We start from the raw sequence: 12,581 nt of genomic DNA on the forward strand, positions 1-12,581 counted from the left end.
CAAGGTTTGAGATTGATCCGAGACTTTCCATCTTTGTCTGCATCCAGATTACCGATATCACCCATATGAAAATGATCAGATTCCCATTTTCCGTGTTCATCTTTAGAAGGATTCCAGTGGCCGCCGGCAGAAGATGCATCGGTAGCACTGCAGTTCCCGAACTCGTGGATATGAACGGCATGCAACCCTGGCTTGAGTTTGAATACGCTAAGATCCATTTCCACTTTGCCTTTTTTCTGGGTAAATGTTGCAGTTCCCTGTGTTTCCGTATACGATTTTGGTCGGACAACATACTGCTTAGAAATTGTTTTGCAGGATGCCAGTGATAGACCGGCAATTCCAATGAGTATTAACTTTTTCATATTATAGTTTATTTATTTTATCGAATATAACAATTTTAAAGCCAATGTAATGGGAATTGTTTTACGTGAAACATTGACGACTCGGTAGTAAAATTTTAACAGTTCGGTAATAATTAACTCGGTTATTTCCAGCAGTAGAAATATTTTTGGATCAAAATTAACATTGTTAAAGTGCAAAGAAGAATCACCACAGCTCTATTTCTTTTGACAGATTTTATTATTTAGGCACAAACCACTGTTTCCGGAAAGTTAAATTATTAAGATAAACCGCTGTAAGACATTAATGTAACAATAAAGGATATCTATGATGTAGCAAATACTGATTCAAATGGGAGTTATTGCTTTACTAACCACGGAGAGGGTAGACAAAACGAATGGTGCGATCAATAATAATTTGTAGACAATAGAAAGAATACAAAGACTTATATTCAGCTGTCTATCATATCGCAAATTGAGCTTTTAAAAAAAACAGTTCAGCAATTAAAAAGAACTATTCAGTATAATAAAATTCATACAATTGAAAACGCAATCTATCTTTGAATCAGAAATTTACAATAATAAAATAATCAAAATATTTTCTTGACTGCAGCATTAATTTTTTTATCAGCAACTACATTTGCGCAGACTGCTTTCGAAAAAATAATAACCGAAAAAATAACCACCGTAGAAGGACAGAAAACAGCTGATGAGTATACAGCATTAGCTAATGATTTTGATAAAATCGCTACGAAGGAAAGTAACAATTGGCTGCCCTACTATTACGCAGCATTTTGCAACAATTCCGAAAGGAACGCTTCTGATGCAATCCCGAAAAACTGTTGAACTGGATGCAGTCGCTGCAGATGAGGAAAAATAAGTTGCAAAAGCCGAAGCACAATATTTTCTTAATCAGAAATAAAACACATTTTTCTATATTAACAAGGCCTTCGCTCAGCGAGGTTTTTTTTTGTTGTAGATCGCATTTTTCAATTATTTAATATCTAATTTGAAAATTTGTTTATGAATAGCAGTCTTACCATTAATCAAATTCTTATTTTTGCAAAAATTTTTAGCTGTTGATAAGGATTGCAGAACATAATGATTGGGTGGTATATTGTATTCTTGGGAGTATCTTTGTCTACATTATCCTTTTATCTGTTTTTCAGAGAGATGCGAATGTCAAAGATTTTCTAATGCAAAAGATGGAAGATTCTAGCAATCTTACACCCACCTGGATCATCGTTTCGTTCGTTAGATGTTTGATGGTAGCACTGCTGCTATCACAGTTTGTTCCGGTGATTCCTAAAGTTATATCAGATATCCATATTTTTGGATGGGAGCTTAATAAATTCGGATTTACTCTGATTACATTTCTCATTTTTGATTTCTTGAGGAATATTCTCACATTTCTGTTCTATTCCAGCGTTGGAAGTAATAAAAATCTGAAAAGTCTTACGCTCATCGCAAGCAAATTCTTTTTTCTGGAATCAATAGCTTTTATTATACTGAGTTTTATTCTCTATTACTATCCGGTAGATTTGGTACAATATTTTTATATAATTATTTTCCTGTTTATGGGATCATTCATATTAAAAAATCTAGTATATATTTTCCATAACCAGCCTATATTGCCGGAAAAGTGGTATTATAAATTTTTGTATATTTGCACGCTTCAAATAGTACCCGTTTTAGTACTTTGGAAGTTCTTGTTTTAATCAATGTAACCAACACGTTTTGAGATGAAAATCAAATCTATTTTAGTTTCACAGCCCGCTCCGAATGAATCTTCACCCTATTTGGAAATTGCTAAAAAGGAAAAAATCAAGATCGATTTTCGGCCTTTTATTCATGTACAGGGAGTGGATGCCAAAGAACTTAGAACTCAGAAAATCGACCTGACACAATACACAGGCATTATTTTCACGAGTAAAAATGCAGTGGATCATTATTTTCGTCTAGCAGAGGAAATGAGATTTGCCGTTCCGGATTCTATGCGTTACATCTGCCAGTCAGAGGCCATCGCAAATTATCTTCAGAAGCATATCGTTTACAGAAAAAGAAAAATCAGCTTTGGTGAGAAGAATTTTTCTGATCTTTCGCCGCTGTTCAAGAAACATCCAAGTGAAAAATATCTGCTACCTTCTTCTGATATCCTTACTCCGGAAATCCCGCGTGTACTGGATGCTGCCAATCTGGACTGGACAAGAGCGATTATGTACAAAACAGTTGCCAGTGATTTGACAGACATCAATGTAAAAGAATACGATATGTTGGTTTTCTTCAGTCCTCAGGGAATTAAGTCCTTAGGAATTAATTTTCCGGATTTTAAACAAGAGGAAACCAAGATTGCTGTCTTTGGAAGCACAACTCAGGCTGCTGCGGAAGAAGCGGGTCTCACCGTAAACGTGATGGCGCCTAGCAAAGAAACACCGTCTATGACTATGGCGATAGAGAAATATGTCAGAAGCATTAATAAATAGATCTTTGCTGAGATAAAATAAAACCGTCCCTCAATTTTGGGATGGTTTTTTGTTTACATTTGTTTAATCTGAAGTAATTCAGGCTAATAATTGATTTAAAAGAAATGAACGCTCCAAAAGCTAGAAAAAGAGAGAAAATCCTTACTGTTCATAATGATACAAGAATAGATCCTTATTTCTGGATGAACGAAAGAGAAAATCCGGAAGTAATCCAATATCTTGAGGAGGAAAATGCTTATTGTGATTTTGTGATGAAGGATACCGAAGATCTCCAAAACGAATTATTTGAGGAGATGAAGGCTCGTTATAAAAAAGACGACGAGTCGTTACCATATTTTTTCAACGGATATTGGTACATAGTTCGTTATGAGGAAGGTAGAGAATATCCAATTTTTTCCAGAAAGTTCCAGACTTTGGAAAACGAGGAAGAAATACTTTTGGATGCCAATATTCTGGCGGGAGACGAAGCATTTTTCGAGACTGGAAGTATTTCTGTAAGTGTTGATAATGAGGTCATTGCTTATTCTACAGATACAGTGGGAAGACGGATTTACACCATTTTTTTCAAGAATATCAAAACGGGAAAAGTTTACCCAGACATCATAGAAAACACTACCGGAAAAGCAGTCTGGGCAGGTGATAATGAACATGTTTTCTACATCAGAAAAGATGCTAGCTTACGGGCATTCCAAATCTACCGACATAAACTGGGAACCGATCCCGAAAATGATATTTTAATATATCATGAGAAGGATGAAACTTTTGATGTTAGTCTTTTCAAAACAAAATCATTGGAGTATATATTCATCGCATCATCCTCCACTAATGAAGATGAGATGAGATTTATTCCAGCCAATAATGTTTTTGCAGATTGGAAACTTATACAGCCAAGAACAGAAGATTTAGAATATTCAGTTGAGCATTATCAGGATGATTTTTACATTATTACCAATGCGGATGATGCTACCAACTTCAAGATTGTGAAAACCAAAGTAGAAACACCTTCTTTAGAATATTGGGAAGATTATATTCCTCACAGAGAAGATGTTTTATTGGAGGGTTTTGAGATTTTCAGAAACTATTTTGTGCTGGAAGAACGCCAAAAAGGACTTTTACAAATTAATATTATTGATAATCAAAACAATAACTCCTATTATCTACCTTTTTCAGATCCGACTTACACTGCATATATTGGTATTAATATGGAGTTTGACACAGATATTCTGAGGTTCGGGTATACATCAATGACCAAGCCTGCGTCTACTTATGAATATAATATGAAGGACAAAACCACCACGCTTCTTAAACAACAGGAAGTTTTGGGTGGAAAATTCTTTCCGGAGAATTATATTTCTGAGCGCATCTGGGCTATTGCAAGAGACGGAAAAGAAATTGCGATCTCACTAGTTTATCATAAAAATACACCAAAATCTGCTGACACTCCACTTTTGCTTTATGGTTACGGGAGTTACGGACACACCGTGGATGCTACATTTTCCAGCGTAAGATTATCATTACTGGACAGAGGTTTTATCTACGCGATTGCCCACATCCGCGGCGGTGAATATCTAGGGCGGGAATGGTACGAAGATGGCAAAATGCTCCGGAAAAAAAACACATTTTTTGATTTTATTGATGCTGCAAAACACTTGATTTCACACCATTATACATCTCCAAGACATCTTTACGCAATGGGAGGAAGCGCAGGTGGACTATTAATGGGAGCTGTGATGAATTACAATCCCGAATTATTCCACGGTATTGTGGCGCAGGTTCCTTTTGTAGATGTAGTGACAACAATGTTGGATGAAACAATACCCTTAACAACTGGAGAATATGACGAATGGGGAAATCCGAATGAAAAAGAATATTACGATTATATGAAATCCTACTCGCCATACGACAATATCGAAGCCAAAAATTATCCTAATATTTTGATAACAACTGGCTTTCACGATTCTCAGGTTCAGTATTGGGAACCGGCAAAATGGACGGCAAAGCTCAGAGATTTGAAGACAGACAATAACATTCTTATCTTCAAAACGGATATGACTTCCGGCCACGGTGGCGCAAGCGGAAGATTCGAAAGTTTAAAAGAAGTCGCTTTGGAATATGCGTTTTTGTTTAAAGTTGAAGGTATAAAAAATTAATTATGACAGGAGAAATCTGGAAAAAAATAGAACACTTTTTTGAAGTTAACTTTCAAACTGAGAAAAACCCTCCAATAGAAACGCTTCTATTCATTATTGGTGTTCAGGAATTGGGAAGTGGACAACAGAAATTCACCAAAGATGATAAGGTCAATTTGGTTCATATTGCTGTTTGCAGGTTGTTGGAACCTTTTGGATATTACAAATTCACGCATTATAAAGATGGCTGGCCACAATTCGAAAAGTTAGATGACCTCCCGGAATTAAAACCCAATGAACAATCATTATTAATGAAAAAAGCGATTATCCAATATTTTATAGATGAGGAAATTGAGTTGATATGATAATTAGGTAATTTGTTGATTATACAATTAATATCCTAATCAACAAATTATCAAATCATCGATTTAACAAATCCTCCAACTGATTCAGTCCCATTTTGAAGCCTTCTTCAAAACCCATATCAATGAGCTGATTCAGTTCTTCTTGGGAATTGAAATGCAGATTGAAAGTCATTCTCGTTCCTTCATCAATTCCTGTGAAACCTATTAACCAAGCAGTTTGTGGCAAATCTGTCTTGACTTTTCCTTTTTCATCTGCAAAAGCATCTGTCCACGCAATACTTCTGTGTGGCATTATTTCGCCATAACTGGCTAAGGCAAATTCTTTTTCTCCGTCCGGACCTTTCATGGCGTACAACCAAATACCATTTTCGCGGAAATCCATTTTTTCGGTTTCACATTGCCAAGGTTTTGGTGCCCACCATTGGTCTATCAATTCGGATTTGGTGAAATATTCCCAAAGTTCTGTCACATCTGCATCATAGATTTTAGAAATATAAGCGGTTGCAGAATCTAAATCTTTGTTAAAAATAATGTCGGAATTCATAACGTTCAATGTTTTTAAAAACTTAAACAGATAAAATCACACCAAACTTTTCTTGTGGCAACATTTTTGTTTATTCACAATAAAATGTTAAAAAACGATGTTTTAAGAAATTTTTAATAATTTTATATCGTTATTATTGTGTGAATATTCTTAAAAGTAGTAATTTTAACGTTTCAAAATCAATAATAATAATGGATAACAGATTTATTCCTATTATTTCTGTATTTATGACGATTTCTCTTATGGTCTTCGTTTCATTGCAGTTATATTGGATTAAAGAATTATATGGCGCATTGGAACAGGATTTTTCTAATAAAGTCTACTCTGCGCTGGAAACATCTACACAGAAAGTTAATCAGATCGAGGTTAATAAATATTGGAATGATACCTACAAAAATGTGGGTAGTGAAGTGCTTGCGTCGAAAGATCAACCAATCAAAACCTACATTCAACAAAGTTCGGACTCTGCAAACCGTTCCAACATCCTTTTCCAGACCAGCATTGTCGAAAAGCAAAATATCCCTGTTTCCGCCAAAGGTGACACACTTTACACCACCAAATTATATAAAGATGAAGGTCAGCTAAAGTTAAAACGAAGCACGCCTGAACCGCTTACTACAAACATCAGCCGAGATATTGACAATAATTCTTATCAGATGAAGGAGTTTGCAAGGCTCAGCGCCACAAATCTTCCGATTGAGAAAAGAGTGGACAGTAAGATCATTGACTCTGTGGTTACTAAAGAGCTTAAATTGAAAGGGATTGATACAAAATTTGGATTCGGCGTTATCAATAAATCCAATCAATTGACAACGATAGCTAACAATATTTACCTGGACCAAAAAGATAAAACCAATTATACTTATCCGCTTTTTACAGACAGTAAAGACAGGACTTTGTTTACGCTGGCACTGGTCTTTCCAAGAAAAGATTACTCTTTGGTAAAACATAATCTTCCAATGCTTTTGGGTACTTTTATCTCACTGCTTACGATATTGGGGATTTATATTATCTCGATTAATTATATGATGAGACAGAAAAAGATTGCCGAAATCAAAACCGATTTCATCAATAATATGTCTCACGAGTTCAAAACACCACTGGCAACAATTTCGGTGGCATCAGATTCTCTGGCCAATGATAAAATCGCCACTGACCCAGATAAAGTCAAATATTATTCAGGACTAATAAAACAGGAAAATCTGAGGATGAAAAAACAGGTGGAAACCGTTCTGAATATGTCCAAATTGGAACGCAATGAAATGCCGCTTCATCTAAAAGAAACGAACGTGCGGGAACTGATTAAAAGCATTGCAGAATCTTTCCAGTTAATCGTCAACGAGAGAAACGGAAGACTTATAACTGAGTTCAACGCTACCAAATACAATTTCAGAGTTGATGAGTTTCACTTGTCGAATGCATTGATCAACTTGCTGGATAATGCCAACAAATATTCCCCAGAAACACCGGAAATAAAGCTTTCTACTAGAAATGAAGGTAATTGGTATGTTATCGAAATTTCAGACAAAGGAATGGGAATGGAATCGCAAAATAAGAACAAGATCTTTGAAAAATTCTTCCGCGAGGAAACGGGAAATATCCACAACGTAAAAGGACAAGGTCTTGGTTTGTCGTATGTAAAGAAAATTGTGGAAATCCATAAGGGCCAAATCCTCGTAGATTCTCATAAAGGAAAAGGAAGTACATTCACTATAAAATTACCGATGGTGTAATTAAAAGTTAAAATTAGCAAATCAAAATATTAACAAACGAAGAATCTATAAATCTTCATTATTAATTTAAAAACAATGAGCAATAGAATATTATTAGTAGAGGACGACCAGAGTTTTGGGGCAGTTCTTAAAGATTATTTGACGATAAATAACTTCGAGGTAACATTAGCAACCGATGGAGAAATGGGACTGAAAGAATTCACCGAAAAAGAATTTGATATCTGTATTTTCGACGTGATGATGCCTAAAAAAGACGGATTTTCTCTTGCTGAAGACGTGAAAAAAATCGATAAAAATACACCGATTATTTTCCTGACGGCAAGAAACATGAGAGAAGACATCCTGAAAGGCTATCAGATAGGAGCGGATGACTATATTACAAAACCATTCGATACAGAGTTACTTCTGTATAAGATTAAAGCAATTCTGCAAAGAAGTGCCGTTTTGGAAAATGAAGATCAGGAGCAGTTTAAAGTCAGTAATATCTTCTTCGATTCTATGTTGAGACAACTAAGAGTTGGCGAAAACGAATACAAATTGTCTCCAAAAGAAAACGAACTTCTGAAATTGCTTTGCATCCACAGAAACGACTTTATGCCAAGAGATTTAGCATTGAGAAAAATCTGGAAAAAGGAAAACTATTTTACAGCCAGAAGTATGGATGTCTATATCGCTAAACTTAGAAAACTTCTTAAAGACGACGAAGGTCTGGAGATCATCAACGTTCACGGCGAAGGTTTCCGACTATTGGTAAAGAATCCATAATAATTATCAGTCAAAAAACCCTTCAGATTTGAAAATCTGAAGGGTTTTTTATGCGATTGAAAAGAGGAATTATCAATTCGTAGCCATTTTCTGCTGCTCCAAAGAATCCAAGATTTTATCTTTCTCCTCAGTTCCTTTAAGCCATTGCGAGCCGGCAAGATAGTTTTGGTCTGGATAATAAATAAAAAGACAAGTCTGATTTTTTATCGTGTTGATGATAGGCTCGGCAAGCTCTCTTGGGATAGCAGGACATCCCCAGCTTCTCCCAAGTCGTTTTTCTGCTTTAATAAAATCTTCACTTACATAATTGGCGCCGTGCATCACGATACAGCGTTCCAAAGCTGCATCATTATAACCTTTATCCATCCCGAATAAACGCAGGGAATAGCCATTGTCACCGGTATAAGTTTGCTCTGTGATGTAAAATCCAAGGCTGGACTGATGCGAGTTTTCTACATTAGAAAACTGGGTCGCAAACTCTTCTCCTGTACCTTTTCCGTGTGCTACAAGAGAATTAAAAAGCACTTTTTTCTCGTCCACGTTAATGACCCAAAGTCTTTTTTTGTTAGAAGACAAACTGAAATCACATACAGAAAGCAGGTTGACGGTTGACTGCAGTTTACCGGATTTTTTCAAATTTTGGAATCCTAAATAAGCTTTTTCAAAGACTTCAAAATTCAATGTTTCATCCGCAAACTGGAGTTGTCTGTAGATTTCTTCAGCTGGGTTTTTTGGAGAGAAATTCTTTTTTGGCGTTAGCTTAATTTCTTTTACTGACAAGGGTTGCAGAGATTTTTTGTTCTCGGAACCTGACGGATAAAAAGAGGTTGTTACCAGGTAAATCAAGCATAACAGTAATGGGAATTTCTTCATTAAGTATAAAATTAATTTTTTGTTTTAGTGGTGCAAAATTATATATAAATCATTATCAGAATGTTACAAACTAAATTTTTAACGGTTTTTTAGTAAACTTTAACGCAATAAGATAGGAGATAATAGATTTTTATTAAGATAATATTATGATTGAAATCTTCAAAGTTATAACTTGCAGTAAATTTATTAGAATGTCGTCAATTAGAATTGCAGGATTGAATCTGGATATTATCTGGAAAAATAAAGAGGCTAATTTCCAGCTGATCGAGCAGGAATTGAGTTCGGTTGAAGCTGATTTATTCCTTCTTCCGGAGATGTTTTCTACCGGATTTTGTATGGAAGCGGATGAAGTTGCCGACAGAAATCTAGAAACTTTGACTTGGATGAAATCCTTTGCTAAAAGGAAAAATTCGGCAGTTGCAGGAAGTGTTTCTGTGGAGGAAAATGGAAAATTCTATAATAGATTTTATTTTGTTTTTCCAGATGAAAGTTTTGAATATTACGACAAAAGACATTTGTTTTCTTATTCCGGAGAAGATAAAATCTACACGGCAGGAACAAATCGAAAAATCATTGATTATAAGGGATTTAAAATTCTTTTACAGGTTTGTTTTGATTTGCGTTTCCCGGTTTTTTCCAGAAATCAGGAAGATTATGACGCAATTCTTTATGTTGCCAATTGGCCAAAATCCAGAGTGGATGCGTGGAAAACACTTCTGAAAGCAAGATCGATAGAAAATCAAACTTTTCTTTTTGGATTAAATAGGATTGGGACAGACGGTTATAGCCTTGAATATGAGGAAAGTTCATTAGTCTATTTTCCGGATGGAAGAGATATTTCTGAACGAGAAAATAATGTCGTCTTTTCAGAATGGAAATTGGACGAGCTGAAAGAATTCAGAGCGAAGTTTCCGTTTTTGAAGGAGAGAGATGGGTTTGAAATGAAATGATGAAAAAGCTACTAATATTACTATTGTTTTCTTTAATCAATTGTAAGCAAAAAGATTTTAAGAATTATACTTTTGAAACAATAAAGGTTTCGGATTCGGCCTCAAATATTAAATGGACAAATGGCAAAATTGTTCAATTATCATCAGAACCAATCAATGATTTCTATTTGGATGAAAAAACACATATTAAATGGGCTAATAATAAATTTATTTGCCTAAGGCATTCTAATGGAAGTGATACTTGGACAGATATAATCTTACCATTAGACAATAATAATTTTAAAATAATAGAAAATGCTTTAGCATATGATAGATTAAACGGGATTGTTGTTTGTGAAACAGATTCAGCAAATTACAAATTGTTTGCTGAAAATATTAATTCGGGAAAAAGGCTTTATATTGGAAGCTATTGGGAGAACTGTTCAAGTATCTTTCCTCATTATTGCATAGATAGCATTAGCATTAAAGATAAAAAGTTATATGTTGAATGGACGTTACCGAACAACATTGAGAAAAGTGCTAAAAAACAGATTAAAAAGATTAGATTAAATCTTTAACTCTTTTTATTTTTAATCAATCTCTAACTAGAAAACCGCTCCAGCAACCCCACCAACGAATTCAGATCGTGGACACCACTTTCTTTCCAAAGCAATTCTCCGTTTTTGAAAATCGCTAAAGTCGGAACGCCACGAACACCATTTTCTGATGCAATTGTTGGAAATTGATCCACATCGATCTTGACAATTCTGGCCTTGTCTCCAATTTGTTCTTTTACCGAGTTAAGAACGGAAGATTGAACTTTGCAAGGCTGACACCACGTTGCAAAAAAGTCAATCAAAACAGGGCGTTCGGATTGTATTAGTTCTTGAAATTTCTGTGACATAAAAAAAGATATTAGAAGTTAAGTTTTAGATGTTAGATTCTACTAAGTTTTACTTTGACAAACAAAATTACTCAATGGAAATTTCTCTGTTTTCTTAATCGCATTGAAGCCACCGTCAACCTCAGTGAAATTTCTATAACCTCTTGCCTGCAAAATACTTGCCGCAATCATACTCCTGTAACCTCCAGCACAATGAATATAAAAATGTTCAGAATTATCTAAAGAATTAACCCAATCATTGATGTAAGCCAAAGGTTTGCTGTAAGCGTCATTGATATGTTCTGCTTCGTATTCTGACTCTTTTCTCACATCAACAACTTTCACATTTTCAGAAAATTCACCAGCAAATTCTTCTGCAGAGATTCTTCTAATTTCGTCGGTTTCTTTTCCTGAATTTTTCCAAGCTTCGAAACTTCCGTCCAAATAACCTAAAACATTATCAAATCCTACTCTGCTCAATCTCGTTATCACTTCTTCTTCTGTTCCTTCGTCAGAAACCAAAAGAATCGGCTGTTGGACATCTACAATCATTGCGCCGACCCAAGGTGCAAAATCACCTTTGATTCCAATATTGATTGAGTTTGGAACAAAACCTTTATGAAAAACCGCCGCACTTCTTGTATCCAAAATCAAAGCTCCGGTTTCTTCCGCCGCAATTTCAAATTCTTCCACAGACAACGGATTTTTTCCTTTTTTCAGAACTTGGTCAAAACTTGCGTAACCGCCTTTGTTCATTGCGACATTCATTCCGAAATATTTTGGCGGAGCAGTTAACCCGTCAAGAACTTCATTAATAAAAGATTCTTTGTTGGGTTGATTAAGTGCATAATTGGTTCTTTTCTGATTTCCCAAAGTATCCACCGTTTCTTTCTGCATATTTTTACCACAAGCAGAACCCGCACCGTGAGCCGGATAAACCGTGACAGAGTCGCCCAAAGGCAAAATCTTGCTATGTAAACTTTCATACAACATTCCGGCAAGATCTTTTTCGGTGATTTCGCCCGCTTTCTGCGCTAAATCCGGTCTTCCAACATCGCCTAAAAATAAGGTGTCGCCTGAGAAAATGGCTGTTTCTTTCCCTTCTTCATCAATCAAAAGAAAAGTGGAACTTTCCAAAGTATGTCCCGGCGTGTGAAGAACTTTGATTTTGATATTTCCGATTTCAAAAATCTGTTCGTCTTTTGCAATAATTGCATCAAATTCCGGCTGGGCACTTGGCCCGTAAACAATTGGTGCTCCTGTTTTGTTAGACAGATCCAAATGTCCAGAAACAAAATCTGCGTGAAAATGCGTCTCAAAAATATATTTGAGTTTCACGTTGTCTTTCTCCAAACGCTCCAAATAAGGTTTCACTTCTCTTAGCGGATCAATAATTGCCGCTTCGTTTTCGGAAACAATGTAGTACGCACCTTGCGCAAGACAGCCAGTATATATTTGTTCAACCTTCATAGGTATCGGTAGATTTTAATCAGACTTTTTTTGATATTATTGGGTTATCGTTTTGAAATACAAATATGA

14 protein-coding genes are annotated in these 12,581 nt (G+C 35.4%); 9 read left to right on the forward strand and 5 right to left on the reverse strand.

All coding sequences use genetic code 11. The features are described 5' to 3' along the window. On the reverse strand, positions 1-362 hold a 362-nt coding region (locus tag EGH73_RS13560), incomplete at its 3' end, for a superoxide dismutase family protein (RefSeq protein ID WP_148041713.1). Between the two features lie 579 nt (positions 363-941). Here EGH73_RS13560 and EGH73_RS13565 point away from each other — a divergent pair. The 5 genes from EGH73_RS13565 to EGH73_RS13585 all read left to right on the forward strand — a co-directional run bounded on the left by EGH73_RS13565 (position 942) and on the right by EGH73_RS13585 (position 5,315). After that, on the forward strand, positions 942-1,184 hold the full coding sequence (locus tag EGH73_RS13565) for a hypothetical protein (protein WP_089769895.1): 243 nt from the start codon (positions 942-944) through the stop codon (positions 1,182-1,184). Positions 1,185-1,447: 263 nt separating this feature from the next. Continuing rightward, positions 1,448-2,056, forward strand: coding sequence for a DUF4271 domain-containing protein (locus EGH73_RS14425; RefSeq protein WP_394338744.1), 609 nt, complete (start codon positions 1,448-1,450; stop codon positions 2,054-2,056). Between the two features lie 24 nt (positions 2,057-2,080). After that, positions 2,081-2,821 carry a uroporphyrinogen-III synthase gene (locus EGH73_RS13575; RefSeq protein WP_089769899.1) on the forward strand — a complete coding sequence of 247 codons (741 nt, stop codon included), beginning with the start codon at positions 2,081-2,083 and terminating at the stop codon, positions 2,819-2,821. A gap of 104 nt (positions 2,822-2,925) precedes the next feature. After that, positions 2,926-4,971 carry a S9 family peptidase gene (locus EGH73_RS13580; protein WP_123282297.1) on the forward strand — a complete coding sequence of 682 codons (2,046 nt, stop codon included), beginning with the start codon at positions 2,926-2,928 and terminating at the stop codon, positions 4,969-4,971. Between the two features lie 2 nt (positions 4,972-4,973). Beyond that, positions 4,974-5,315: a hypothetical protein gene (locus EGH73_RS13585; RefSeq protein WP_123282298.1), complete on the forward strand. Its 342-nt coding sequence runs from the start codon at positions 4,974-4,976 to the stop codon at positions 5,313-5,315. A 55-nt stretch (positions 5,316-5,370) separates the two neighbouring features. On the opposite strand, the gene EGH73_RS13590 is transcribed toward EGH73_RS13585, so the two are convergent. Then, on the reverse strand, positions 5,371-5,859 hold the full coding sequence (locus EGH73_RS13590; RefSeq protein ID WP_123282299.1) for an SRPBCC family protein: 489 nt from the start codon (positions 5,857-5,859) through the stop codon (positions 5,371-5,373). Between the two features lie 191 nt (positions 5,860-6,050). Here EGH73_RS13590 and EGH73_RS13595 point away from each other — a divergent pair, with 191 nt between their 5' ends. Together EGH73_RS13595 and EGH73_RS13600 are read left to right on the forward strand one after the other, a co-directional pair. Then, a complete protein-coding gene (locus tag EGH73_RS13595) occupies positions 6,051-7,592 on the forward strand; it encodes a sensor histidine kinase (protein ID WP_123282300.1) in 1,542 nt (513 codons plus the stop codon). A gap of 75 nt (positions 7,593-7,667) precedes the next feature. After that, the gene (locus tag EGH73_RS13600) at positions 7,668-8,357 is read left to right on the forward strand and encodes a response regulator transcription factor (protein WP_123282301.1); all 690 of its coding nucleotides are present in this window, start codon (positions 7,668-7,670) and stop codon (positions 8,355-8,357) included. 72 nt (positions 8,358-8,429) lie between these two features. Here EGH73_RS13600 and EGH73_RS13605 read toward each other — a convergent pair whose 3' ends face one another. After that, positions 8,430-9,230 (reverse strand): murein L,D-transpeptidase catalytic domain family protein, encoded by an 801-nt coding sequence (locus tag EGH73_RS13605; protein ID WP_123282302.1) that lies wholly within the window; start codon positions 9,228-9,230, stop codon positions 8,430-8,432. 191 nt (positions 9,231-9,421) lie between these two features. On the opposite strand from EGH73_RS13605, the gene EGH73_RS13610 reads away from it, so the two are divergent. After that, the gene (locus EGH73_RS13610; protein WP_123282325.1) at positions 9,422-10,180 is read left to right on the forward strand and encodes a nitrilase-related carbon-nitrogen hydrolase; all 759 of its coding nucleotides are present in this window, start codon (positions 9,422-9,424) and stop codon (positions 10,178-10,180) included. Continuing rightward, complete coding sequence (locus EGH73_RS13615) at positions 10,180-10,737, forward strand: hypothetical protein (RefSeq protein WP_148041714.1); 558 nt, start codon at positions 10,180-10,182, stop codon at positions 10,735-10,737. The genes EGH73_RS13610 and EGH73_RS13615 overlap by 1 nt, the downstream gene beginning before the upstream one ends. Positions 10,738-10,760: 23 nt before the next feature. On the opposite strand, the gene EGH73_RS13620 is transcribed toward EGH73_RS13615, so the two are convergent. After that, a complete protein-coding gene (locus tag EGH73_RS13620; RefSeq protein WP_123282304.1) occupies positions 10,761-11,063 on the reverse strand; it encodes a thioredoxin family protein in 303 nt (100 codons plus the stop codon). A 42-nt stretch (positions 11,064-11,105) separates the two neighbouring features. Further along, entirely contained in the window at positions 11,106-12,512 is a 1,407-nt protein-coding gene (locus tag EGH73_RS13625) for an MBL fold metallo-hydrolase (protein WP_123282305.1), read from the reverse strand. Between the last annotated feature and the right edge of the window lie 69 nt (positions 12,513-12,581).

The sequence above is a fragment of the Epilithonimonas hominis genome (assembly GCF_003730015.1).
GTDB classification, from domain to species: Bacteria; Bacteroidota; Bacteroidia; order Flavobacteriales; family Weeksellaceae; genus Epilithonimonas; species Epilithonimonas hominis.

Excerpts from the sequence above, each read along its gene's own strand:
- EGH73_RS13595 (WP_123282300.1), top strand. The coding sequence starts at position 6,051 with ATGGATAACAGATTTATTCCTATTATTTCTGTATTTATGACGATTTCT.
- EGH73_RS13615 (WP_148041714.1), top strand. The coding sequence starts at position 10,180 with ATGAAAAAGCTACTAATATTACTATTGTTTTCTTTAATCAATTGTAAG.
- EGH73_RS13590 (WP_123282299.1), bottom strand. The coding sequence starts at position 5,859 with ATGAATTCCGACATTATTTTTAACAAAGATTTAGATTCTGCAACCGCT.
- EGH73_RS13625 (WP_123282305.1), bottom strand. The coding sequence starts at position 12,512 with ATGAAGGTTGAACAAATATATACTGGCTGTCTTGCGCAAGGTGCGTAC.
- EGH73_RS13585 (WP_123282298.1), top strand. The coding sequence starts at position 4,974 with ATGACAGGAGAAATCTGGAAAAAAATAGAACACTTTTTTGAAGTTAAC.
- EGH73_RS13620 (WP_123282304.1), bottom strand. The coding sequence starts at position 11,063 with ATGTCACAGAAATTTCAAGAACTAATACAATCCGAACGCCCTGTTTTG.
- EGH73_RS13575 (WP_089769899.1), top strand. The coding sequence starts at position 2,081 with ATGAAAATCAAATCTATTTTAGTTTCACAGCCCGCTCCGAATGAATCT.
- EGH73_RS13600 (WP_123282301.1), top strand. The coding sequence starts at position 7,668 with ATGAGCAATAGAATATTATTAGTAGAGGACGACCAGAGTTTTGGGGCA.
- EGH73_RS13610 (WP_123282325.1), top strand. The coding sequence starts at position 9,422 with ATGTCGTCAATTAGAATTGCAGGATTGAATCTGGATATTATCTGGAAA.
- EGH73_RS13605 (WP_123282302.1), bottom strand. The coding sequence starts at position 9,230 with ATGAAGAAATTCCCATTACTGTTATGCTTGATTTACCTGGTAACAACC.
- EGH73_RS13580 (WP_123282297.1), top strand. The coding sequence starts at position 2,926 with ATGAACGCTCCAAAAGCTAGAAAAAGAGAGAAAATCCTTACTGTTCAT.